Annotated in this window: 21 protein-coding genes; 11 read left to right on the top strand and 10 right to left on the bottom strand. The window is 63.0% G+C overall.

What is annotated here, in order from left to right; genetic code table 11:
* Nucleotides 1-2 precede the first annotated feature (2 nt).
* Entirely contained in the window at nt 3-377 is a 375-nt protein-coding gene (locus tag AC0L17_RS15155; RefSeq protein ID WP_473516416.1) for a DUF423 domain-containing protein, read from the top strand.
* A gap of 32 nt (nt 378-409) precedes the next feature.
* On the opposite strand, the gene AC0L17_RS15150 is transcribed toward AC0L17_RS15155, so the two are convergent.
* Nucleotides 410-574, bottom strand: a complete 165-nt coding sequence (locus tag AC0L17_RS15150) for a hypothetical protein (RefSeq protein ID WP_473516415.1) — start codon at nt 572-574, stop codon at nt 410-412.
* Between the two features lie 68 nt (nt 575-642).
* Nucleotides 643-786, bottom strand: coding sequence for a hypothetical protein (locus AC0L17_RS15145; RefSeq protein ID WP_292549012.1), 144 nt, complete (start codon nt 784-786; stop codon nt 643-645).
* Between the two features lie 137 nt (nt 787-923).
* On the opposite strand from AC0L17_RS15145, the gene AC0L17_RS15140 reads away from it, so the two are divergent.
* Entirely contained in the window at nt 924-2006 is a 1083-nt protein-coding gene (locus AC0L17_RS15140) for a LacI family DNA-binding transcriptional regulator (protein ID WP_473516414.1), read from the top strand.
* A 319-nt stretch (nt 2007-2325) separates the two neighbouring features.
* Here AC0L17_RS15140 and AC0L17_RS15135 read toward each other — a convergent pair whose 3' ends face one another.
* Nucleotides 2326-3540: an OpgC family protein gene (locus tag AC0L17_RS15135; RefSeq protein WP_473516413.1), complete on the bottom strand. Its 1215-nt coding sequence runs from the start codon at nt 3538-3540 to the stop codon at nt 2326-2328.
* A gap of 203 nt (nt 3541-3743) precedes the next feature.
* On the opposite strand from AC0L17_RS15135, the gene AC0L17_RS15130 reads away from it, so the two are divergent.
* Nucleotides 3744-4415 carry an alpha/beta hydrolase gene (locus AC0L17_RS15130; RefSeq protein WP_473516412.1) on the top strand — a complete coding sequence of 224 codons (672 nt, stop codon included), beginning with the start codon at nt 3744-3746 and terminating at the stop codon, nt 4413-4415.
* A gap of 13 nt (nt 4416-4428) precedes the next feature.
* Here AC0L17_RS15130 and sthA read toward each other — a convergent pair whose 3' ends face one another.
* Nucleotides 4429-5817 (bottom strand): Si-specific NAD(P)(+) transhydrogenase, encoded by a 1389-nt coding sequence (gene sthA, locus AC0L17_RS15125; protein WP_473516411.1) that lies wholly within the window; start codon nt 5815-5817, stop codon nt 4429-4431.
* A gap of 221 nt (nt 5818-6038) precedes the next feature.
* Here sthA and AC0L17_RS15120 point away from each other — a divergent pair, with 221 nt between their 5' ends.
* From AC0L17_RS15120 to AC0L17_RS15110, 3 genes are all read left to right on the top strand, one after another.
* A complete protein-coding gene (locus AC0L17_RS15120; protein WP_473516410.1) occupies nt 6039-6503 on the top strand; it encodes an RDD family protein in 465 nt (154 codons plus the stop codon).
* A 137-nt stretch (nt 6504-6640) separates the two neighbouring features.
* The gene (locus tag AC0L17_RS15115) at nt 6641-7405 is read left to right on the top strand and encodes an arginyltransferase (protein WP_027154654.1); all 765 of its coding nucleotides are present in this window, start codon (nt 6641-6643) and stop codon (nt 7403-7405) included.
* Nucleotides 7406-7526: 121 nt separating this feature from the next.
* Complete coding sequence (locus AC0L17_RS15110; RefSeq protein WP_473516409.1) at nt 7527-8423, top strand: DMT family transporter; 897 nt, start codon at nt 7527-7529, stop codon at nt 8421-8423.
* Here the strand turns inward: AC0L17_RS15110 and AC0L17_RS15105 are convergent.
* Both AC0L17_RS15105 and parC read right to left on the bottom strand, forming a co-directional pair.
* Complete coding sequence (locus tag AC0L17_RS15105; protein WP_473493537.1) at nt 8411-9619, bottom strand: AI-2E family transporter; 1209 nt, start codon at nt 9617-9619, stop codon at nt 8411-8413. The two genes, AC0L17_RS15110 and AC0L17_RS15105, sit on opposite strands and share 13 nt — an antisense overlap.
* Nucleotides 9620-9887: 268 nt before the next feature.
* Nucleotides 9888-12140 (bottom strand): DNA topoisomerase IV subunit A, encoded by a 2253-nt coding sequence (gene parC / locus AC0L17_RS15100; RefSeq protein ID WP_473516408.1) that lies wholly within the window; start codon nt 12138-12140, stop codon nt 9888-9890.
* 261 nt (nt 12141-12401) lie between these two features.
* Here parC and AC0L17_RS15095 point away from each other — a divergent pair, with 261 nt between their 5' ends.
* Nucleotides 12402-13592 (top strand): hypothetical protein, encoded by a 1191-nt coding sequence (locus tag AC0L17_RS15095; RefSeq protein ID WP_473516407.1) that lies wholly within the window; start codon nt 12402-12404, stop codon nt 13590-13592.
* An 83-nt stretch (nt 13593-13675) separates the two neighbouring features.
* On the opposite strand, the gene aspS is transcribed toward AC0L17_RS15095, so the two are convergent.
* Nucleotides 13676-15466 carry an aspartate--tRNA ligase gene (gene aspS, locus AC0L17_RS15090; RefSeq protein WP_473516449.1) on the bottom strand — a complete coding sequence of 597 codons (1791 nt, stop codon included), beginning with the start codon at nt 15464-15466 and terminating at the stop codon, nt 13676-13678.
* Nucleotides 15467-15723: 257 nt separating this feature from the next.
* Here aspS and AC0L17_RS15085 point away from each other — a divergent pair, with 257 nt between their 5' ends.
* The 3 genes from AC0L17_RS15085 to rnd all read left to right on the top strand — a co-directional run bounded on the left by AC0L17_RS15085 (nt 15724) and on the right by rnd (nt 18865).
* Complete coding sequence (locus AC0L17_RS15085; RefSeq protein ID WP_473516406.1) at nt 15724-16227, top strand: DUF3280 domain-containing protein; 504 nt, start codon at nt 15724-15726, stop codon at nt 16225-16227.
* A gap of 144 nt (nt 16228-16371) precedes the next feature.
* Nucleotides 16372-17616 carry an MFS transporter gene (locus AC0L17_RS15080; protein WP_023798438.1) on the top strand — a complete coding sequence of 415 codons (1245 nt, stop codon included), beginning with the start codon at nt 16372-16374 and terminating at the stop codon, nt 17614-17616.
* A 97-nt stretch (nt 17617-17713) separates the two neighbouring features.
* Nucleotides 17714-18865, top strand: a complete 1152-nt coding sequence (rnd, locus tag AC0L17_RS15075) for a ribonuclease D (protein WP_091591615.1) — start codon at nt 17714-17716, stop codon at nt 18863-18865.
* A gap of 38 nt (nt 18866-18903) precedes the next feature.
* On the opposite strand, the gene AC0L17_RS15070 is transcribed toward rnd, so the two are convergent.
* Nucleotides 18904-19443: a hypothetical protein gene (locus AC0L17_RS15070; RefSeq protein ID WP_473516405.1), complete on the bottom strand. Its 540-nt coding sequence runs from the start codon at nt 19441-19443 to the stop codon at nt 18904-18906.
* A 25-nt stretch (nt 19444-19468) separates the two neighbouring features.
* Nucleotides 19469-20971: an IMP dehydrogenase gene (gene guaB / locus AC0L17_RS15065; protein WP_023798441.1), complete on the bottom strand. Its 1503-nt coding sequence runs from the start codon at nt 20969-20971 to the stop codon at nt 19469-19471.
* Nucleotides 20972-21349: 378 nt separating this feature from the next.
* Here guaB and AC0L17_RS15060 point away from each other — a divergent pair, with 378 nt between their 5' ends.
* Nucleotides 21350-22768 (top strand): MFS transporter, encoded by a 1419-nt coding sequence (locus tag AC0L17_RS15060; RefSeq protein ID WP_473516404.1) that lies wholly within the window; start codon nt 21350-21352, stop codon nt 22766-22768.
* A gap of 192 nt (nt 22769-22960) precedes the next feature.
* On the opposite strand, the gene AC0L17_RS15055 is transcribed toward AC0L17_RS15060, so the two are convergent.
* Nucleotides 22961-23656, bottom strand: a complete 696-nt coding sequence (locus AC0L17_RS15055) for an RlmE family RNA methyltransferase (protein WP_236389620.1) — start codon at nt 23654-23656, stop codon at nt 22961-22963.
* Between the last annotated feature and the right edge of the window lie 278 nt (nt 23657-23934).

Genomic DNA, 23934 nt, shown 5'->3' with positions numbered 1-23934 from the left:
ACATGAGCACAGCCGACCACCCAGCAAGCGGCATCGAGCGCATCCTCGTTTTCGTCGGCGGTCTGTGCGGCGCGGCCGGTGTGGCGCTTTTTGCCGCGGCGGCACATCTGGGCGGCGCTTTCGTCGGCACGGTCGCGTCGTTCCTGCTCATGCATGCACCGGTCTTCCTTGCCGTCGGCCTCGTTGGCGCAAACCGGATGCTGCGTACCGCGAGCCTTATTCTTCTCGTCGGGCTTGTCTTGTTCTGCGGCGACCTGCTCGCCCGCGACTTCCTCGGCTCGCGGCTTTTTTCGATGTCGGCGCCGATCGGCGGCACCTTGCTCATCGCCGGCTGGCTAACGGTTGCGGCCTCGGCGCTGAGGCGCCCGCGCTCCTGAGGCGGCCGGATTCGGCATCCGCCAAACGACGGTCAGTCAGACGATGGCCGCTCTTGCCGGCGCTCGGACCGGACCGGCAGGTCGCGATTGCGTGCCGCCGGCTTGGCCAGGCGCCGCCGCTCCGGCCTGTCGATGGCCGGCGAGATGCCCCAATAGTTGCGATAAATCTCTTCGAACAGATGATTGATCGGGTGCATGGCTTGGTTTCCTCTTCGATTTGAGATTTGAATCGATCCAATCGACAGGCGTGAAAAAACGCTGCCGATTAGCTCCGCTTGCGCTCCACGAGAAAACGCAGATCACGGATCCACGGGCCGGCGCTGCCGCGACGTGTCCGGGCCACCTGCTTCGAAATTATGCTCCAGTCGTTGCGATAGATGTCTTCGAACAAATAATTGACGGGGTGCATGGCTCGCTCCTTACTGAATCGATCCAATGACGATACTCAATTGGATCGATTCAAAACTAGGCTTGGACCGCGCTGATGTCAAGCAAAATTTGAATCGATCCAACAAAGATGCTAGATAGCAGCCTGGAGGCAGAAAAATGGCATCATCCAGCGAAAGCAATACCAGACCCATCCGGCTGGCCGACATCGCCAAGGCCGCCGGGGTTTCGCACGGCACCGCCTCCAACGTCTTCAGCCGTCCCGAAATAGTGCGCGAGGAAGTCCGCGAACGGGTCAAGGCGGCGGCCGAGGCGATGGGCTATGCCGGTCCCGACCCCAAGGGCCGGCTGCTGCGCGCCGGCAAGGTCAACGCGATCGGCGTCGCCACGACCGAGCCGCTGTCCTATTTCTTCGATGATCCCTTTGCCCGCGCTATGATGGCCGGCATTTCCGAGGCCTGTGACGCCACCGGCGCGGGAATAGCGCTGGTATCGGCCGGCAACCAGGAAAAACTTGCCTGGAACATCCAGAGCGCGCTGGTCGACGGCTTCATCCTGTTCTGCATCGAGGGCGGCTCACGGCTTGTCGAACTGACGCGCGAACGCAAACTCCCCTTTGTCGCGCTTGAGCTCGGCTTCGACGACGACACCGTTTCGGCCATCGGCGTCGACAATGTCGCCGGCGCCCGCCTGGCGGCGCAGCATCTCGCCGAGCTTGGCCATCGGCGCTTCGCCGTGCTGGCGCTGCCTTTCGCTGACGGCAGCACCGGCCTTGTCTCGCCGGAGAAGGTCCGGACGGCCCTCTACACAGGCACGCGCGATCGCCTCGTCGGCTATTTCGAGGCGTTTTCCCGGTATGGCGTCGATACCGCCGGGATCCCGGTATACGAGACCGAAAACGACGAAGCCAGCACAAGCGCCGGCCTCGAAACGATCTTCGCCTCGGCAGCGCAGCCGACCGCCATCCTGGCGATGTCGGACCGGATCGCCATGGTTGCGATCGAATGGTTGGCCGCGCGTGGCATTGCGGTTCCCGGCGACGTCTCCGTCGTCGGCTTCGACGGCGTGCCTGACGCCGCACTTTGCGATCCTCCGCTGACCACGGTCGCGCAGCCAATCGCCGAGATCGGCCGCCGGGCGGCGCGAACGATCCTCGATTTCGACGGCACGGTGCGGCGCGAGACGCTTGGCGTCGAGCTTGTCGTCAGGGCATCGTCGGGACCGCCGCCCAAGACAGCCTGAGCCCGGTCGTCAAATTAATTTCATACGTGGCGCGGTTTCCTGCGCCTGGCAAGTGTTCTTGCCCCGCCCGCAGGGAGCGCGAGGTGACCCCCCGCGTGTACAAGCCTCGGTCAGGGCCCGGACCTTTGGGCTCGTCACCCACAGCCAGCGCGACCGTAGCACGACCGATCCGGCACCGCTGCCTCCCCGCCCTTTTTGTCCCGATTACTATCCGGACTAGGGCGGGATGCATTCGAATTGAACTTGGGATCCCGCTCTATCTATTTGTTTTAGCCGCATTTCTGCGACGCCAAGTGATTCCACTCGGCTGCAAAAATCTCTAGGGGTTGCTAGTCGCCATGCCGCCCACGCCGAAGGACGCACGGACCGGCGGCGCCGCGCTGCGGACCGGCTTGCTGTTGCCGCCAATAGAAGACAGCCATTCGAGATAATAGGCGAGCGCGAACTGCATGGCGATGCCGGCGGCGATCAGCAGGCTGTCATAGGCAAATCCGCCCGGGTTGATCAGCTTCATCACCTGCGCCGACATGGCGATCAGCGTGCCGGCGATGAAAACCGGCAGCGATCGCTTGCCCAATATGGCGAGCGGATGATCGCGGCTGGTGCGGAACAGGTTGGAGACAGAAGGAAACGCCACGATCAGATAGCTCACCGCCAGGATGTGCAGCAGCCTCGGCAGCGACAGGAAGGTCTTGTCGAAGCCGGTCAGCACCACGGGCAGGTTCAGCCACGACACGTGCCCCCATAGCGGGCTGTGCACCCAGACCAAAGCCGTCGCGACATAGGCCGCCGACGCGCCGACCAGCCAGCGATTGACCGGAATGACGCCGCCGCGCCTGATGTACAGCATGCTCGCCAGGCCGATGTTGAAGAGGAACTGCCACGACAGCGGATTGAGGAACCAGAAGCCGGGCTCAGGGTAATTCGGCGGGGCGATCTGGTAGATCCCGGCAACCAGCCACAGAGTTCCGGACAGGGTGAGCGCAGTGAAAGGCCGGTAGCTGATGAGCAGCAGGAAGGTTGGCGCCATCAGCAGCAGCACCGCATAGACCGGCAGGATATTGTTGTAGCCAAGCTGATGGCCAAGCGTGACGATGCCGATCAGCACATGTTGCGGGTCCCTGATCAACGGTTCGATGTTGATCAGGGTCAGCATGTCCGGCCGCTTCGCGAACATCGCCGCCGCGCAGAAGATGGCCAGCACCGCCATCGTCGTGACGATGTGGGCGACATAGAGCACTCCGGCGCGGCGCCACAATTTCAGTGTCGCCAGGAGCCGGTCTCCGGACTGGAATTTTGCGCCGTAGGCGAGCGCGACGGACATGCCGGAGATCAGCACGAAGGCCTCGGCGGCATCCGAAAAGCCGAAATTCTTGTAGGTCAGGGTTTCGAAAACCGTGCCCGGCACATGGTCGACGAATATGATCAGCAGAGCGAGAGCGCGGAACACATCGATGCGCGTATCGCGTTCCGCGGCACGCGGCCCGCGATCCGGGATACGCGGCCCGCGATCCGGTGAAATTGGCATGGTCATCGATAAAAGGCCTCAAAGCTGGTTGTTCATGCCGCGATCGATGCGACCGCCGGACGCACCGCTTCGATTCCTCCCGCAGGAGCATATCGGCAAACAAACGGACTGAAATGCGCCCGGTTCAATCAACTTTGAAGGAGCCCGAAAATATTCCGTTTTGAAGCCGGCAAATGAATAAAAACCACACGAAATCAAAAGGATGCAATATGGCCGAAAAACCTCCGGAAGACGGCTTTTTGCGGCGCGACCTGCCGTTTTTCTACCGACTTTACCGGCCCGTGGATGCAAGCGGCGAATGCCTTTTCCTGCTGCACGGGTCCGGTGTCGACGAAACGACGCTGGTGGCGCTGGCACGGCAAATCGCACCGCATGCGGTGTTGGTGACGGTGCGCGGCCGTGTCGCCCAGGAGGACGGTTTCCGCTGGTTCGCGCGGATCACGCCGACGCGTTTCGAACAGCACAGTATCCGCACCGAGACGGACGCTTTCGCCGGCTTCATCACCGCGGCCGCGAAGCGCCACGGTCTCGATCTCGCCCGGACGAGTTTCCTCGGCTATTCGAACGGCGCCAATCTGGTTTCGAGCGTGATGCTTTTGCATTCCGGCCGCATCGAACGGGCAGCGTTGCTGCGCCCGATGGCGGTGCTCGACGACGTGCCCCCGGCCGATCTGTCCAAAGCGCGCGTGCTGATCATCGCCGGCGCAGATGACCTGACCTACGCGCCCTTCGCCCCGGCGTTGGTCGCATTGCTCGAATCGCATGGCGCCGCGGTCGAGGCCCACACCATCGCCTCCGGCCATGAAATCGGCGACCGGGATGCTGAAATCGTCAGGCAGTGGCTGGCAGGCCCGGCAGCCGCGATCGCGCAGGCGAATTGATGAGCCCGTCGCCCTATGCCCGCCCCATCCGGTTCCAGGCATCCAGCCCGGCGATCTTGTAGGCTTCGGCCAGCGTCGGATAGTTGAAGGTGTTGTTAACGAAAAAATCGACGGTGCCACCGAGATTGATCACCGCCTGGCCGATGTGGATCAGTTCGGTTGCGCCCTCGCCGACGATATGCGCGCCGAGCAGCCGGCGCGTTTCGATCGAGAACAGAAGCTTCAGGAAGCCGGTGTTGACGCCCATAATATGGCCGCGCGAGGTTTCGCGGAAGCGCGCCACGCCGACCTCATAGGCGCCGCCGCCCTCGCGCACCTGCTCCTCGGACTGGCCGACGGTCGAGATTTCCGGCACGGCGTAGATGCCGTAGGGAAAGGTTTCCGGCGGCGGTGGCAACGGCACGCCGAAGGCATGGCAGGCGGCCACCCTGCCCTGCTCCATCGAGGTCGAGGCGAGGCTCGGAAAGCCGATGACGTCACCGGCGGCATAGATGTTCGGCGCACTGGTCCGGAAGCTCTGCGGGTCGACCTTGATGCGGCCCCGGGAGTCGGCCTCGATGCCGATCACATCGAGTCCGAGCCCGCCGACATTGCCGGTGCGCCCCGCCGCATAAAGCACCATCTCCGAGCGTATGCTGCGGCCGTCGGCAAGCGTCACCTCGGCATAGTCTGGTTTCGAGGCGATCTCCTTGATCGCACTGCCGAGCCGGATCGTCATGCCGCGGTCGCGCATCTGATGGATGAAATCGTCGACGATCTCACGGTCGACGAAATCGAGGATGCTGTCGCGCGGCTCGACCAGCGTCACCGGCACGTCGAGCGCCGAAAAGATCGTCGCGTATTCGACGCCGATGACGCCGGCGCCGATCACCGTCAGCGTCCGCGGCAGGCGCTCGAGTTCCAGCATTTCGTCGCTGTCGAAGACACGGATCTTGTCGAAGGGCACGTCGCGCGGCCGGTGCGGGCGGGTGCCGACCGCGATCAGCGCATGCGCAAAACCGACCTCGCTGTAGTCACCGGTATCCGTCGTCAGGCTGGCTCTGTTGGGACCGAGAAACTTGACTGTGGCGCGCACGCTCTTGACCGTGTTGCGCATGAACTGGTGCTGCAGCACCTCGACCTCGTGATCGAGCGTTTTGTGCAGGCGTTCGATCAGATCACCGACCGATATATCCTGCTTGACCCGGTAGCCGCGCCCGTAGAAGCCGCGCTCGCGCCAGCCCGAGAGGTTGAGCACGGTTTCCCGCAAGGTCTTCGACGGGATGGTGCCGGTATGCACGGACACGCCGCCAAGGCGCCGGCCCCTGTCGGCCACCAGCACGGATTTTCCGAGCTTGGCCGACTGCACCGCGGCGCGGCGCCCTGAGGGCCCGCTGCCGATGACCAGCATGTCGTAGTCCATATTGGCCCTGTCCCTCGCCGTTGGGCGCTTTTGCCGTATTTGTTGCGCTGCAGCAAGCTAACGTCATCCGTACCGCAAATTCAACCGATCCAGTCTACATTCGGCGTTGCCTCCGGTAGCAGGGCCGAAAAAAGGCTCGATCTTGATTCCGCCGCAGGACTTCACCATTTCAACACCAGGCGGTCCGCACCCTATGCCGGGCCTGATTGCGAGGAAATGACATGAACGCGCGCGTTCTCGACGGCGAAATCAGCAGGCTCGATGATGTCAGGGCCTATGATGGCGTGCGCACGCGGCGTGTCCTCGCCTTCATCATCGATTATTGCATCGTCGCGCTGCTCACCATTCCGTTCGCGATCCTGGTGTTCTTACTCGGGATTTTGACGCTTGGCCTTGGCTGGATGCTGTTTTCCATCCTCGTGCCGGCCGTCGCCATCCTCTACATCTGGAACACGCTCGGCAGCGCCGACCAGGCCACGACAGGCATGAAGATGATGGGGATCCGGCTCGACCGTCTCGACGGCACCCGCATCGACGGGCTGACGGCGGTGGTCCATTCGGTTCTGTTCTGGGCCGGCAACGTCATCCTGACGCCGCTGGTCCTTCTGGTGTCGCTGTTTGCCGACCGCAAGCGCACGCTGCACGACCTGCTGCTCGGCACGGTGGTCAGCCGCAGTGACCGCTGAAACAGCTTTTCACCAGGCCCAGCGAGCATTTATGTGCAAAGTGAAGGCGTCCGGTAGCCACGCTTTCACAATCCTGTTGAATTTTTCGCCGTGCGCGCCAAAGGTATGATGATTCGCAGGAGTGTTTCCAAGGGTCGATGACGCAGCATCCAACCCAGTCGCCGCAGTTCTTCCTGACCGCGCCGTCGCCATGCCCGTATCTTGAGGGCCAGTTCGAGCGCAAGGTGTTCACGCATCTGGTCGGCGACAAGGCATCGGAGATGAACGACCTGTTGACGCAAGGCGGCTTCCGGCGATCGCAGAACATCGCTTACCGGCCGGCCTGCGAGACCTGCCGCGCCTGCGTTTCGGTGCGCATCCTGGCGCAGGAATTCACTGCCAGCCGCAATATGAAGCGGGTGATACAGCACAATTCAGACCTCATCGGCGCGATGCACGACGCGCAACCGTCGACCGAGCAGTATTCGCTGTTCCGCAGCTATCTCGATGCCCGCCATCGCCGCGGCGGCATGTCCGACATGACGGTGCTCGACTACGCCATGATGGTCGAGGACACGCATGTCGACACCAAGGTCATCGAATACCGGCGCCGTGGCCCCGACAGCTTTATCACCGGCAAGGGTCAGGGCGAGCTGATCGCAGTCGCCCTCACCGACAAGATGGCCGATGGCCTGTCGATGGTCTATTCCTACTTCAACCCGGACTTCGAGGACCGCTCGCTCGGCACCTTCATGATCCTCGACCACATCGCTCGCGCCAGGGCGATGGGCTTGCCCCATGTCTATCTCGGCTACTGGGTCAACGGCTCGCGCAAGATGAACTATAAGATGCGCTTCATGCCGCAGGAGCATCTCGGCCCGAAAGGCTGGGAACGCTACGACCACGAAGCGGTTTCGCGCTGAATAGTTTTTCCAAAGTCCAATCTTAAACTGTTTCCAGGGAGCGCCTGCTGGCCTTTCCGCTTGGCGGGAGAGTGTGCAATAGCGCGTGCTGGCCGCCTCCAAATTCATTGCGGGAACTGCCATGTCGTCCCACAACGATCATCAAAAAGGCCTTCTCATCACCGCCATCGGCGGGCTGACGCTGACCATCGACATTCCATTGATCCGGCTCGCCGACGGCGGCGCATGGACGATCCTCCTGCTGCGCACCGGCACCACCCTGGTCGCGGCGCTGATCATCTGGGCTGTGTGGCGCTCGCTGAGCCGTAACGCGCCCCAGCTCATCCCCGGCTGGTCAGGGCTCGTCGTCGCCCTGTGCTACGGCCTGACCTCGGTTACCTTCGTCATCAGTATCTATCACACCACGACCGCCAACCTGGTCTTCATCCTGGCCTTCAACACCGTGTTCGCGGCGCTGCTGTCCTGGCTGTTCCTGAAGGAGCGACCGCGACTGGTCACCGTGATGGCGATGCTGGCCATGATCGTCGGCGTCGCGATCATCGTCGGCGATTCGATCGGCACCGGCCACCTGTTCGGTGACCTCATGGCGCTGTGCTCGGCTTTCTTCATCGCGCTGGCCATCACCATCTCGCGCGCCAGCGGCAAGGACATGGGGTTCGCTTCGCTGATCGGCGTGATCCTGCCCCTGGCCGTCGCGGTGTTCATGGTTTCGGGCGAAGGGTTTCAGGTAAACGCGCCATGGTGGATCATCTTCAACGGCGCCGTCATCATGCCGATCTCGTTCTTCTGCCTCGCCAACGGACCGAAATATATTTCGGGACCGGAAGTGGCGATGTTCTATCTGCTCGAAACCGTGCTGGCGCCGGTCTGGATGTGGATGATCTTTGCCGAGACGCCGTCGCGCAACAGCCTGATCGGCGGCGCGATCCTGATCGTCACGCTGGTTGTCCATTCGCTATGGCAGCTGCTTGAGGGGCGAAAACGCCGCGCCAGCCTTGCAGTCCGTCACCCGGCCTGAGACTTCTTCTCGGCAACGATTTCGATTTGCGGCGGCGCCCCTTCGAGTTCCGCCGGCGCTGCGGGGGCAAGCTCGTCGGCCAATTCCACCTCGCGCAGCCATTCGCGCCAGATCGCGACCAGCAACGCCATCAGCACCGGACCGATGAACAGGCCAAGAAAGCCCATCGTCTTGACGCCGCCGACCAGGCCGAAAAAGGTCGGCAGGAACGGCAGCTTTATCGGGCCGCCGACCAGCTTCGGCCGCAATGTCTTGTCGACGATGAACAGTTCGACGCTTCCCCAGATGAACAGCGCCAAACCGGCCATCGGCGAGCCGCTGGCGGCGAGATAGATCGAAACAAGCGTGAAGGACAGCGGTGCGCCGCCGGGGATCAGCGCCATGATGCCGGTCAGGGCGCCCAGCGTCACCGGCGACGGCACGCCGGCCAGCCAGTAGGCCACGCCCAGCACCACCCCCTCGCCGATGGCGATAATGGTCATGCCGGTCACCGTCGAGGAAATCGTCGCCGGCACGACGCGTGAAATCCGCTCCCACCTGGTCGGCAGGATGCGTTCGCCGAGACGGTCGACCTGGCCGGCGAAATGCTCGCCGTCGCGATAGGCAAAGAACAGCGCGATCATCATGAACAGCAGCGCCAGCAGAAGGCCGAAGGCGCTGCCGCCGGCGGCCAGCACGCCGCGGTAGATGCTGCCGATGTTGGCGCCGCTGATCAGCTGGATCAGTTCGCCGATGCCGCCGGGATGGCCGAGATTGCGCGTCCACTGCTCGTTCAGCCAGTCGCCGACCACCGGCAGCGTGGCGATCCAGTGCGGGGTCACCGCACCATGGCGGTTGGTCTCGATCGCCCAGCCAACCCATTCGCGGACTTCGTTGCTGGCGTAGGCGCCGGCGAGCGCGATCGGCACCACCAGGAAGGTCAGGATGAACAGGATCGCCAATGTCGCGGCGACCGTGCGGTTGCCGCCGACGGCAGCAAGCAACCGCCGATAGAGCGGCCAGCTGGCAAAGGCGATGACCAGAGCAGCCAGCACCGGGACCAGGAAACCATGAAAGAAATAGACCCCGGCGGCAACGATCAGCACCAGCAGCCACCGCGCCGCCGACAGCGGCGGAATGACCGCGGATCTGACCGGCGTCGACAGGCCGAACAGGCGTTGCTGCCCTTCCGGTTTCCGAACCCTGGTTTCCTTCAAGTGCCTGTTTCTCCCAAACGCGTGTGTCCGCGTCTTATGTAGCGATGCTTATGCGCCATGATAGTGCAGCAATCGTGACGACATTCCAAATGTTTGGATGGAACTGCTAATCTCCCCCCTTGAGGGGGAGATGGCCGGCAGGCCAGAGGGGGTCGCCGCGCGTGAAGCCCCAGCCTCCTCTGTCGCAATAAGAGGTCGCGTCGCGCCTGAACGTTCCGACCCCCTCTGTCGCCTTCGGCGACATCTCCCCCTCAAGGGGGGAGATTACCTACCCGAATTTCCCCGTCCTCGGGAATCCCTTCGGCACCATGCGTCCAGCCGAGGCTCGGGCGCCGATCCATTCGACCAGCTCTTCACGTGATTTGGTGAAGGTGCGGTCGGCAGAATCCTGCCAGGAGAGACCGCTTGCGAGCGTGAAGGTCTTGAGGTCGAGGACGCCGCCATCCTTGTATTTCTGCAGGCGAACGCCCTTGCCGCGCCCCATTTCAGGGATTTCGGCGAGCGGGAAGACCAGCATCTTGCGATTCTCGCCGACGATGGCGAGATGGTCACCGGCGACCGGCATACAGCGTTGGGCCTCGTCGGGCGCCTTGACATTCATCACCTGCTTGCCCTTGCGGGTGTTGGCGACGACTTCCTCTTCCGGCACGATGAAGCCGTTACCGTCGTGCGACACCAACAGCAGCTTGCGCTTGGGATCATGGACAAAGGCGGTGACGATGTCCTGGTCGTTGTCCATGTCGACGATGATGCGGATCGGTTCGCCATGGCCGCGCCCGCCCGGCAGCCGGTCGGCGCCGATCGTGTAGAACTTGCCGCCGGTGGTGAAGACCAGCACCTTATCGGTGGTCTGGGCGTGGAAGGCCAGCTTGAGGCTGTCGCCCTCCTTGAAGGTCAGCAACGAATGGTCGGTCAGATGACCTTTCATCGCCCTGAGCCAGCCCTTTTCCGAAACGACCACGGTGACCGGCTCGCGCTCGATCATGGCATGGGCGATGTCGGTCAGGTCATGTTCGGGGGCGTCGGCGAACTGGGTGCGGCGCTTGCCGAGCGCGGTTTCCGGTCCGAATTTCTCGCGGATGCTGGAGACCTCCCACTTGATCATCGACCACTGCCGGGCGTCGGACGCGAGCAGCGCCTCGATCTGCTTCTTCTCGGTGGTGAGACCGTCGAATTCCTTGCGGATCTCGAATTCCTCGAGCTTGCGCAGGGCACGCAGCCGCATGTTGAGGATGGCTTCGGCCTGGTTGTCGGTGAGCGACCAGCGCGCCATCATCACTTGCTTGGGCTCGTCCTCCTCGCGGATGATCCTGATCACCTCGTCGATGTTGAGATAGGCGATCAGATAGCCGGCGAGGATCTCCAGCCGCCTTTCGATCTCGCCGAGGCGATGCCTGGAGCGGCGGATCAGCACCTCGCGGCGGTGCTCCAGCCATTCCTTGAGCACGCCTTTCAGCGACAGCACGTTGGGTATCTTGCCGCGCGACAGGACGTTCATGTTGAGCGGAAAGCGGCTTTCGAGCTCGGTCAGCTTGAACAGCGATTCCATCAGGATGCCGGGATCGACCGAACGGCTCTTCGGCACCAAAACGACGCGGATATCCTCGGCACTCTCGTCGCGGATGTCCTCGAGCAGCGGCAATTTGCGCGCCATCAGCAGCTCGGCGATCTTTTCGATCAGCCGCGCCTTCTGGACGCCATAGGGGATTTCGGTGACGACGATGCTCCAGGTGCCCCTGCCCTGGTCCTCCTGGCTCCATTTCGCCCTGACGCGGAAACCACCGCGACCGGTCTCGTAGGCTTCGAGGATCGAGGCGCGGCTGTCGACGATGATGCCGCCGGTCGGGAAATCCGGGCCTTGGACGAAATCCATCAACGTCGTCACCGGCGCATCGGGTTGCTCGATCAGATGCAGGGCGGCGTCGCAGAGCTCGGCGGCATTGTGCGGCGGGATCGAGGTCGCCATGCCAACGGCAATGCCGGACGAGCCGTTGGCGAGCAGGTTGGGGAAGGCGCCGGGCAGCACGACCGGCTCCTCGTCCTCCTCATTGTAGGTCGGCCGGTAGTCGACCGCATTCTCGGTGATGCCGGACAGCAGCTCGGTCGCCACGTCGGTCATGCGCGCTTCGGTGTAGCGCATGGCGGCAGCGTTATCGCCATCGATATTGCCGAAATTGCCCTGGCCGTCGACCAGGGGATAGCGCATCGAAAAATCCTGCGCCAGCCGCACCAGCGCGTCGTAGATCGACTGGTCGCCATGCGGATGGAACTTGCCCATCACCTCGCCGACGATGCGGGCGCATTTGGCGAAGCCCTGGTCGGGGTTGAGCCTGAGCAACCGCATGGCATGCATGATGCGGCGATGGACCGGCTTCAGCCCGTCGCGCACATCCGGCAGCGCCCGGTGCATGATGGTCGACAGCGCATAGGCGAGATAGCGCTCTTCCAGCGCTTTCTTCAGATCGACCGGCTCGATGTTGTCGCCACCGCCATCGCCAGGCGGCAAAAGCCTTTTTCCCATGGGCTGGGACTAGCCGAGTGGGTGATTCGCGGCAAGAGGCGCCTGAGTGGGGCAGCCTATCCGCAACACGAACTGGACGCACTGCTGCGCCGACCAACATCAATCGGTTACATCACAGCTCTATGGCAATGGATCGGATTTGCCTTTCGCCGTGGTTTTCGACCATTGTGCGGCGGAACGCCTTTTTCCCGTCCAGTTCGTCACGGAAGGGTAACGGCGCAACGAATTGAAAAATCTTCAGCACACTCTCAGGGAACCGCGATGACGATCAGACGCTCGACACTCAACAAACTCGCTTTTTCGACCTTGCTGCTGACGCTGCCGCTGAATGCGGCCCTCGCGCAGGATGCGGCGGTCGCCGACCGGCTGAAGGCGGCTCTCGCCGCGCAGGGCGTCGACATCTCCTGGACCGGGGTGACGGGCGATGCCTCCAGCATGGTGCTGCAGGGCGTGGCCCTCAAGCCGGCGGCCGAAAAGGAAGCGCTCAAGATCGGCGACATCAAGCTCGAAGGCGTGACCGAAGCCAATGGCGGTTATGAAATCGAAACCGTCTCGACTTCGGCATTCCAGCACAGCGAAAACGGCGTCACGCTCGACCTCAGCCCCTTCATCATCCACGACATGACGGTTCCGGCCGACGGCGCCACAGGCCCGCTCGGTTCAATGATGATGTATGAATCGGCCGAGCTCGACAACATGACGGTCAAGGTCGCCGACAAGACCGCCTTCTCGATGGATGGGCTCGCCATCGAAATCACCCCGCCGGCCGACGGCAAGGCGATGGCGTTTTCCGGCACCACGGAAAAGTTCAATGCCGACCTGACGCTGGTCGAGGACCCGAAGTCCAAGGACGTGATCAACGCGCTCGGCTACCAGAACATCACCGGAAACCTTGCCATGGAGGGCACCTGGCAGCCTGCGGACGGCAAGATGGAGCTGTCGAAATACGACATCGCTGTCGACAATGCCGGAACGCTCGGCATGACCTTCGGTTTCGGCGGCTACACGCTCGACGTCATCAAGTCGCTGCAGGAGATGCAGAAGAAGATGGCGGCGCAGCCCCAAGGCGCCGACAATTCGGCGCAAGGCATGGCCATGCTTGGCGTCTTGCAGCAGCTTTCGTTCAACAGCGCTTCGATCCGCTTCGACGACGATTCGCTGACCAACAAGGTGCTGGACTATGTCGGCAAGCAGCAAGGCATGTCCGGCAAGGACATCGCCAACCAGGCCAAGGCGGTCGTGCCTTTCGGCATGGCGCAGCTCAACAATCCGGAATTGACGGCGCAGGTGTCGGCTGCGGTCGGCAAATATCTCGACGATCCGCAGAGCATCGAGATCCTGGCCGAGCCGCCGGCAGCGGTGCCGTTCGCGCTGATCATGGCAGGCGCCATGTCCAACCCGGCGGACCTGACGAAGACGCTTGGCGTGACGGTCAAGGCGAACGAAGATTGACCGGAGCGATCCCTTGAAAGCAAAAAGCCCGGCAGCGATGCCGGGCTTTTTTATGAATCAATAGAGTCGGTTGCGGGAGGTTTTTAACCCTCTTTCTTGGTCACTGCGACGCGCAGCGACAATTCGCGAAGCTGCTGCGGGCTGGCTTCCGACGGCGCGCTCATCAACAGATCATAGGCCTGCTGGTTCATCGGGAACATCGTCACTTCACGAAGGTTCCTGGCACCGACCAGCAGCATGACGACGCGGTCGATGCCGGCCGCCATGCCGCCATGCGGCGGTGCGCCGTACTGGAACGCGCGGTAGAGGCCGCCGAAGCGCTCCTCGACCGTCTCGCGATTGAGCCCGACAGTCTCGAATGCCTTGACCATGGTTTCCGGCAGATGGTTGCGGATGCCGCCGCTGGCGATCTCGAAACCATTGCAGACCATGTCATACTGGAACGCTTTGATGCCGAGCAGATCCTCACCGTTGAGCGCATCGATGCCGCCCTGCGGCATCGAGAACGGGTTGTGGGCGAAATCGATTTTTTTCTCGTCCTCGTTCCATTCGAAGAAGGGAAAGTCGACGATCCAGCATAGTTCGAAACGGTCGCGATCGACCAAGTTCAGCTCCTCGCCGGCGCGGGTGCGCGCCGCGCCCGCGAACGAGACGAACTTTTTCGGGTCGCCGGCGACGAAGAAGGCGGCGTCGCCATCGGCAAGACCGAGCTGGAGGCGGATTGCCTCGGTGCGCTCCTCGCCGATGTTCTTGGCGAGCGGGCCGGCGCCTTCGAGCTTTTCGCCCTCCTTGCGCCAGAAGATGTAGCCGAGGCCCGGCTGGCCCTCGCCTTGCGCCCAGGAATTCATCCGGTCGCAGAAAGCGCGTGAACCGCCGGTCCTGGCCGGAATGGCCCAGACCTCGGCCTTCGGGTCGTTGGCAAGGATGTTGGCGAACACCTTGAAGCCGGACTCGCGGAAATGTTCGGAGACCGCCTGCATCTCGATCGGGTTGCGCAGGTCCGGCTTGTCGGTGCCGTATTTGCGCATGGCGACGTCATAGGCGATGCGCGGAAACTCCTGCGTCACCGGCTTGCCGGCGGCAAAGGTCTCGAACACGCCCCGCATCACCGGCTCCATGGTCGCCAGAATGTCGTCCTGCTCGACGAAGCTCATTTCCAGGTCGAGTTGGTAGAATTCGCCCGGCAGCCGGTCGGCGCGCGGGTCCTCGTCGCGGAAGCAAGGCGCTATCTGGAAGTAACGGTCGAAGCCCGAAACCATGATCAATTGCTTGTATATCTGCGGCGCCTGCGGCAACGCGTAAAAAGTGCCGGGATGGATGCGCGACGGCACCAGGAAATCGCGCGCGCCTTCGGGCGACGAAGCGGTCAGGATCGGCGTCGAGAATTCGGTGAAGCCGACCTCGCCCATGCGCTTGCGCATCTCGGCGATGATCTTCGTGCGCGCCACGATGTTCTTGTGCAGCGTGTCGCGGCGCAAATCGAGGAAGCGGTATTTGAGACGGATGTCCTCGGGATAGTCCGGCTCGCCGAACACCGGCAGCGGCAGTTCCTTGGCCGCCGACAGGACTTCGATCTCGCGCGCGAAAACCTCGATTTCGCCGGTCGGCAAATTGGCGTTCGCGGTCTCGGCCAGACGGGCCTTGACCTCGCCGTCGACGCGGACGACCCATTCGCCGCGCACCGTCTCGGCAATCTTGAAAGCCGGCGAATCCGGGTCGGCGACGATCTGCGTCAGGCCATAGTGGTCGCGCAAATCGATGAACAGCAGGCCGCCATGATCGCGTACGCGATGCACCCAGCCCGAAAGGCGAACGGAAGAGCCGACGTCGCTTTTCCTCAACTGGGCACAGGTATGGCTGCGGTAACGATGCATTGTCATGGCTAAGTCCGGATGTCTGATTGCGGCCAAGGCATGATGGCCCGGCCCGAAAATTTGCGCGAAAAGCACATGAGAGGCCGCCTTTGTCAAGGCAGGCGTCGCCCGGCAGCATCTTGATTCGAACTTCGGCATTCGTCCGTGGCTGTGTGAAAACTCCGCACCACAGTCAAAGTGTAGAATTTCCTCCGCCTGATCGTGATCAGCGTGGCCGAGCCGTGTACAATGGCCGTCACATTGGCGGGAGGACTACCATGCGCATTCGCACGTTGACTGTCCTGGTGATGCTGCTTGTCGGCACCTGCGCAATTGCACACGCACAGACAAAGCCGATGTCCATCGAGGTGTTTCCTTTCGAATTGGAAGACAAGAGCGCTGGCGCAGGCATAATTCCCCCGGATGAACATGATAGGCGCTATCTGTCCGAGTCGGCACAAATGGCGAAGGACATGCTCTCCCAGTCAGGGCGTTTTACAGTGCTTGATGTGCCAGCCGGGGATGAGCAGGCGGTGGCGCCGCACGGATTGCGCAATTGCGGCGGCTGTGAAAGCAAGATCGCCAAAGAGCACGGCGCGTCTCTTGCCTTGCTGGGCGTCGTAACGCGCGTCAGCCGAACAGAGCATACGATGTTCATTCGCATCCTCGACGCTGATAGCGGGCAACCTGTTTCGCAGGGTTTTACCGATCTGCGGATGGGTGCGAATTACGCGTGGCCCCGCTCCGTCAAATGGCTGATGACAAACAGAATTCTTCGGTAGGGCGGCCATCGGCAGCGCGAAGGATTCCCAGCTAAAATCAAACTGATGCGTTGATAGCCGGCGCTGGCCTGCCAACCGCCGGCAATTGCCGCTGGCATTGGCGTGGGCGATGGTTCAAGAAGGATCAACGACAGGCCCTCCTTCATGTCCTCCATGCGCCCGCTGATCCCGCTCCTTATTGCCGCCGGCATCCTGCTCGGCGGCAACGGCCTGCAGAGCACCTTGATCGCATTGCGCGGGGCGCAGGAGGGGTTTTCGGCCTCGACCATCGGCCTGATGGGGACGTTCTATTTCGCCGGCTTCCTGCTCGGCTGCCTCGCCGTCACCCACATCATGAAGGCCGTCGGCCATGTCCGCGCGTTTTCCGCGCTGGCGGCGATCGCTTCGGCCGGGACATTGCTTTTGGTGCTGGTCGTCGACCCGGTCATGTGGTGCGCGTTGCGTCTCGCCGGCGGCTTCTGCTTCGCCGGCCTGTTCACCATCATGGAAGCCTGGCTCAATTCCGGGGCCGCCAACAAGGACCGCGCGCGGGTGCTGGCCATCTACCGGATGGTCGACATCGGTTCGGTCACCGGCGCACAGTTCCTGATCCCGATCGTCGGCGCCGGCGGTTTCGCCATCTTCGCCGTCATGTCGATCATGATCACGCTCTCGCTGGTGCCGGTGTCGCTCGGCGATCGCTCCAACCCGACCCCGCCCGAAGACGTCAAGCTCGACCTCGCCCGCGTCTGGCGGATCTCGCCGCTCGGCTGCTTCGGCTGCATCGCCGTCGGCGTCACCAACAGCGCTTTTCGCACCTTGTCGCCGGTCTATGCCGAACAGATCGGCATGTCGGTCACCGACGTCGTAACCTTCGTCAGCGTCGGCATATTCGGCGGCGCCATCATCCAATATCCGCTCGGCTACCTGTCCGACCGCTGGGACCGGCGTTCGGTGCTGCTGATAACGACGTGCTGCGCGCTGCTGGCGTCGCTGGCACTGGTGTTCTGGGCGCGCAGCGACCCGTCCCTCAACTTCGTGATCGTCTTCATCTTCGGCTGCTTCGCCATGCCACTCTATTCGCTGTCGGCGGCGCACTCGAACGACCGCGCCGACAAGGGCGAGTTCGTGCTGATCAACGCGGCGCTGATGCTGTTCTATTCCTTCGGCGCCATTGGCGGGCCGTTCGCCGCCTCGACGGCGATGCAGTATTTCGGGCCAAGCGCGCTGTTCGTGTTCACCGCCACCGTCTATGCCATCTTCGTCGTCGTCATCCTGTACCGGATGCAGGTGCGATCGGGCGTGCCGGCCGGCCATCGCAGCCGTTTCATCGGCCTTTTGCGCACATCGACGGTGTTCGCCCGGCTGGCCAAGCGCAACGATGATTCCGACGGGCCTGCCAGGCAATGATGACGGCCCGTCAGGTCTTGAAACCCCGACAGCGGCTTGACGAAAGCCCGCGCGGCTGAAATTGAAGGAGACCTTACACTTTGCCAAAAGCGATTTGATGCACGTCATCACCACCCAAAAAGAACTCGAGACCGCTCTCGCCACGTTCGAAAAGTCGGATTTCGTCACAGTCGACACCGAATTCATTCGCGAGACGACCTTTTGGCCGATTCTCTGCCTGATCCAGATGGCAGCACCCGGGGTGACGGCGCTGATCGACCCGCTGTCACCCGATATCGACCTGAAGCCGTTCTTCAGGCTGATGGCCAACGAGGCGGTCGTCAAAGTCTTCCATGCGGCGCGCCAGGACATCGAAATCATCGTTCATCTCGGCGATCTGGTGCCGCATCCTGTGTTCGACACCCAGGTGGCGGCGATGGTTTGCGGCTTCGGCGACAGCGTCTCCTATGACCAGCTCGTCCAAAAAATCACCGGCGCCCGGCTCGACAAGTCCTCACGTTTCACCGACTGGCGCCACCGGCCGCTTTCCGAGAAACAGCTCGACTACGCGCTTGCCGACGTCACCCATCTGATCGAGGTCTACCAGCACCTCAGCGCCGAGCTGGTGCGGGAAAACCGCGCCCACTGGCTGAACGAAGAGATGGACGTGCTGACCGCACGCGAAACCTACGATCCGCATCCGGAGGACGCTTGGAAGCGGCTGAAGATGCGGCTGCGCAAGCCGCAGGAGCTGGCGATCGTGCAAGCGGTGGCGGCATGGCGCGAACGCGAGGCGCGCGAACGCGACGTGCCGCGCGGCCGGGTGCTCAAGGACGACGCCATCTACGAGGTGGCGCAGCAGGCGCCGCGCGATGCGGCAGCACTCGGCAAGCTGCGCACCACGCCGAAAGGCTGGGAACGCTCGGCGACGGCAACGGCGCTGCTTGGCGCGGTCAACAGCGCGCTTGCCTTGCCCAGGGAAGAGATGCCGAAGCTGCCGAAGAGTTTTCAGCCGCCCGAAGGCTCCAATGCCGCCGCGGAACTGCTGAAAGTGCTGTTGCGGATCGTCGCAGAAAAGGAGGGCGTCGCTTCGAAGGTGCTGGCCTCGAGCGACGACATCGACCGCATCGCCGCCGAGGGCGAGGACGCCGACGTGCCGGCCTTGCAAGGCTGGCGACGCGCCGTGTTCGGCGAGGCGGCGCTCAAGCTGGTGCGCGGCGAGCTTGCCATCAAGTTCGACAAGCGCAAGATCGCGCTGTTCGATTTGTAGCATTCGCCAGACTTTCTCCCCTTGTGGGAGAAGGGCAGTCAGCGCTGTTTCTGAGCGGCCAGGTGAAATACCGCGATGACGATCACCGGTATCGCCAGAAGCGCGAATTTGATGACGATCAGCGCCGAGGCGAAGGACAGCGAGTCCGGATTGGCCGACAGGAAATCGGAGAGCATGCGGGCCACCGCGATGTTCTGCGCATAATCGGCAAGCGTGTACGGCAGCACCAGGACGAGCGCGAACAGCGACTGAAGCTGGACGGACAGAGCCCGGAAGTTCTTCAGCCGCCGCCCGGTGGCTAGGATCAGGCTGACCAATGTCAGCGACAGCAGCGCCGGAAACAGCAGGTCGAAGGTCAGGTAATGCCAGACCAGTCTGATCTCGCTGCCGCGACGCCCGAGTGCCGTCAGCCAGGCCATGCCCTCGTCCGGGGTGAACCCGGCAAAGCGCAAATCGAGCGACGGCAGGCCGCCGCTCAGCTGGCGGAAATAGAGGAACTCCATCGCCGTCATGGCGACGAAAACCCCCGCGCAGACAAAACAGAGCGCGGCAGCGTGGCGCGACAGCCGCAGCATCATTGCCGTCAGGCTTCGTGCGAACTGGTTAGGCTCCGCCGGGGTAATTCGGGCTTTCGCGGGTGATCGTGACGTCATGGGCGTGGCTTTCACGAAGTCCGGCGTTGGATATGCGTACAAAGGTGGCGCGGTCGCGGAAATCGGCAAGGTCGCGCCCGCCGACATAACCCATAGCGGCTTTCAGGCCGCCGGCAAGCTGGTGCAGCACGCCGGACACAGGTCCTTTGTAAGGCACCTGCCCTTCGATGCCTTCCGGCACCAGTTTCAGCGTGTCGCGAACCTCGGCCTGGAAATAGCGATCGGCTGAGCCACGCGCCATGGCGCCGACCGAGCCCATGCCGCGATAGGCTTTGAACGAGCGGCCCTGGTGCAGATAGACTTCGCCCGGGCTCTCGTCGGTGCCGGCCAGCAGCGACCCGATCATGGCGGCACTGGCGCCGGCGGCGAGCGCCTTGGCGAGATCGCCGGAATATTTTATGCCGCCATCGGCGATGACCGAGACGCCCGATTTCTGCGCCGTCTCGACCGCCGACATGATCGCAGAAAGCTGCGGCATGCCGACGCCGGCGACGATGCGGGTGGTGCAGATGGAACCCGGCCCGATGCCGACTTTGACGGCATCGGCGCCGGCATCGATCAACGCCAGCGTGCCTTCTGAAGTGGCGACGTTGCCGGCCAGGATGCGGACCGAATTGGACAGTTTCTTGGCCCGCGTCACCGCATCTAGCACGCGTTGCGAGTGACCATGCGCGGTGTCGATCACCAAAAGGTCGACGCCGGCATCGATGAGCCGCTCGGCGCGCTCAAAACCGTCATCGCCGACGCTGGTGGCGGCCGCCGCGCGCAAGCGCCCCTGCACGTCCTTGGTGGCGTGCGGGTTGAGCTGCGACTTCTCGATGTCCTTGACGGTGATCAATCCGACGCAATTGCCGCCGCTATCGACCACGACCAGCTTTTCGATGCGGTGCTGGTGCAGGAGCCGCTTGGCCTCGTCCTGATCGACATTTTCCTTGACCGTGATCAGGTTCTCACGGGTCATCAACTCGTAGACTTTCTGGCCCGGGTCGGAAGCGAAGCGCACGTCGCGGTTGGTCAGTATGCCGACCAGCCGTCCGACCGTGTGCCCGCCAGCGCCGCCATTCTCGACCACCGGAATGCCCGAGATGCTGTAGTTGCGCATCAGCCCCAGGGCGTCGGCGAGCGTCGCATCGGGGCCGATGGTGACGGGGTTCACCACCATGCCGGATTCGAACTTCTTGACTTGCCGCACCTGCTCGGCCTGTTCGGCCGGCGAGAAATTGCGGTGGATGACGCCGATGCCGCCGGCCTGGGCCATGGCGATGGCGAGACGCGCCTCGGTGACGGTATCCATGGCGGCGGAGAGGATCGGCACGTTGAGGTCGATGTCGCCGGCAATGCGGGTGCCGATATCGGTTTCGCCGGGCATGACCTCGGAATGACCCGGCTGCAGCAGCACATCGTCAAAGGTCAGCGCCAATGCGCCTGTGGACGTTTCGATAATCTTTGCCATGGCCAGCCCTCGGAATGCATGAAAAGCGCTGGACCGGATGGACAGCGCCGACTCGTCTTCTTCCCTTTCAGGATTGGCGCTGGCTCGTAACACGTCCCGTCGCCGTTGAAAAGCCGATTGCTTGTGCACGACAGGGCCGCGGACTCAGCTTAATGCCTTTCGCGGTGACGGATGGCGACCGGCATTCACCGCTGGTGATTGGCGAAAGCCGAAGCGGCCGCCTCGCCGACTGCGCTGCTCCGGAGTTTTGTTGGGCATGCCCGGTGCCAGGTCGCACAAATGTGACAGCAAGTTAAGGCGACATCCAACGCAACCCGTGGTAACCGCCCTGCCTGTCGGCTTAGCCCGGTCGGCAACAATCGAATCCGGACGCGCTCCATGAACCGCACCATTCCGCTTATCCTGGCGGTCGCCCTTTTCATGGAAAACATGGATTCGACCGTTATCGCAACGTCGCTGCCGGCGATCGCCGTCGACCTCCAGACCAGCCCGGTGGCGCTCAAGCTGGCGCTGACCGCCTATCTGGTATCGCTGGCGGTGTTCATTCCGATCAGCGGCTGGATGGCCGACCATTTTGGCGCCAAGACCGTGTTTCGCGCCGCGATTGCCGTGTTCATCGTCGGATCGGTCGCTTGCGCGGTGTCGAATTCGCTGCCGGCCTTCGTGGTCTCACGCTTCCTGCAGGGCATTGGCGGCGCCATGATGACGCCGGTGGGACGGCTTGTGCTGGTGCGCGCCACGCCGAAGAGCGAACTCGTCGCCGCGATGTCGTGGCTGACCGTTCCGGCATTGCTCGGGCCGCTCGTCGGGCCGCCGGTCGGCGGTTTCATCACCACCTATTTCAGCTGGCACTGGATCTTCCTGATCAATGTGCCGATCGGGCTGATCGGCATCTGGCTGGCCACGCGCTTCCTGCCGGAGACCGAAGCGGCGCCAACGCCGCCGCTCGATTTCATCGGCTTCGTGCTGAGCGGGCTGGCGGCATCGGGCATCGTTTTCGGCCTGTCGGTGGTCAGCCTGCCGGCCTTGCCGCCGATTGCCGGCTTCCTCACCGTGGCTGTCGGGCTGGTTTCTGCCGTGCTTTACCTCCTGCATGCGCGCCGCGCCAAAAATCCGCTGCTGGCGCTCGAACTGTTACACAACCAGGTGTTCCGCGCCTCGGTCCTCGGCGGCGGGCTGTTTCGCATCGGCATCGGCGCCGTACCCTTCCTTTTGCCGCTGATGTTCCAGATCGGCTTCGGGCTGACGCCGTTCCAGTCGGGAATGATCACCTTCGTGGCGGCGATCGGCGCCATCGGCATGAAATTCGTCACCGCGCTGATCTTCCGGGTCGCCGGCTTCCGCCGCGTGCTGATCTTCGGCTCGCTGATCGCGGCGGCGTCGATTGCCGTCAACGGCCTGCTGACTCCTGAGACGCCCTATCTGCTGATCCTCGCCATCTTGCTCGCCGGCGGATTCATCCGCTCGATGTTCTTCACCGGCATCAACGCGCTAGCCTATGCCGAGATTTCGACCGCCGACACCAGCAGGGCAACGCCGATCGCCGCAGTGTTCCAGCAACTGTCGATCGCGCTCGGCGTGGCGCTGGCCGGCGGCATTCTGGAAGTGTCGACGACAATCCATGGCGGGGCGCTGACGCTGAGCGACTTCCACATCGCGTTCTTCATTGTCGCGGCGGTGTCGGCCGCCGCATCGCTGTCATTCATGCGGCTGGCGCCCGATGCCGGCAACGCCGTATCGGGACATGGCGGGCTGACGGCGCCGAAGACGCTGGGGGTGGGTCCACCGGGATCGTAGGCTCTCTCCCTTCTCCCCTTGTGGGAGAAGGTGGATCGGCGCGCAGCGCCGAGACGGTTGAGGGGTGTTGGACGGAATGAGGCGTTGGTGATTTTGCCGATGTACACGAGAGTTTGCGTCAAGCTGGAGCACCCCTCATCCGACCGAGCTTCGCTCGGCCACCTTCTCCCACAAGGGGAGAAGGAAAGGACGCTAACCCTTGAAATCTTTCGCCAGCAGATAAAGCTCCACCGACTCGTCGCGCGAGGCCGGCGGTTTGACGTGGTGGACCGAGCGGAAATTCTGCTTGAGCCTGGCGAGCAATTCGTTCTCGGCGCCGCCCTGGAAAGTCTTGGCAAGGAAATGGCCGCCCGGCTTCAGCACCGAGAGGGCGAAATCGGCGGCCACCTCGCACAGATACATGGTGCGGATGTGATCGGTCCGGCGATGGCCGGTGGTGGGTGCGGCCATGTCGGACAAAACGATGTCCGGCTGGCCGCCGAGCGTTTCGGCGAGCTTTTCCGGCGCCTGCGGGTCGAGAAAATCCATCAACAGCACCGGCGCGCCGGGCACCGCGTCCATCTCCAGATAGTCGATGCCGACGACATGCGGGTGTTCGGCCGTCGATTTCGTGCGCGCGGCGGCGACCTGGCACCAGCCGCCGGGTGCCGCGCCAAGGTCGATGACTTTCATGCCGGGCTTGAGCAGATGGTGCTTGTCGTCGATCTCGATCAGCTTGTAGGCCGCGCGCGAGCGGTAGCCGTCGGCCTTGGAACGCTGGACATAGGGGTCGTTGATGTGGCGCTGCAGCCAGCGGCGTGACGATTCCTTCAGGCCGCTTTTCTTCTTGATCCGCGTCTTCAGCACGCGAATGCCGGCAGAGCCTGGTTTTTCCGGTTTCCTGGTCATTGCCTTGTTTCTTGCTTGAGTTTTCTCGCTCGCCGAGTCGCGGCCGTTTTTCGGCGGCTTCGCGTTTCGTGTACGGCTTCCCCCACTCCGTCGCTGCTTCGCAGCGCCACCTCTCCCCCCTCCGGAGGGAGAGGAAGGGCGCCAGCCTGCATAAGCTCGCGCCCTTCCTCTACCCCGTCGATCGGGGGAGAGGTGGGGGGGGGGGGGGGGGGGGGGGGGGGGGGGGGGGGGGGGGGAGAAAAAAAAAATTGTGAAAAAAAAAAAAAGGGGCGCCGGGG

It is taken from the genome of Mesorhizobium sp. WSM4829 (assembly GCF_055811475.1).
Note: the sequence above shows the minus strand (reverse complement) of the source record. Positions and strands in the feature narration are given on the sequence as shown.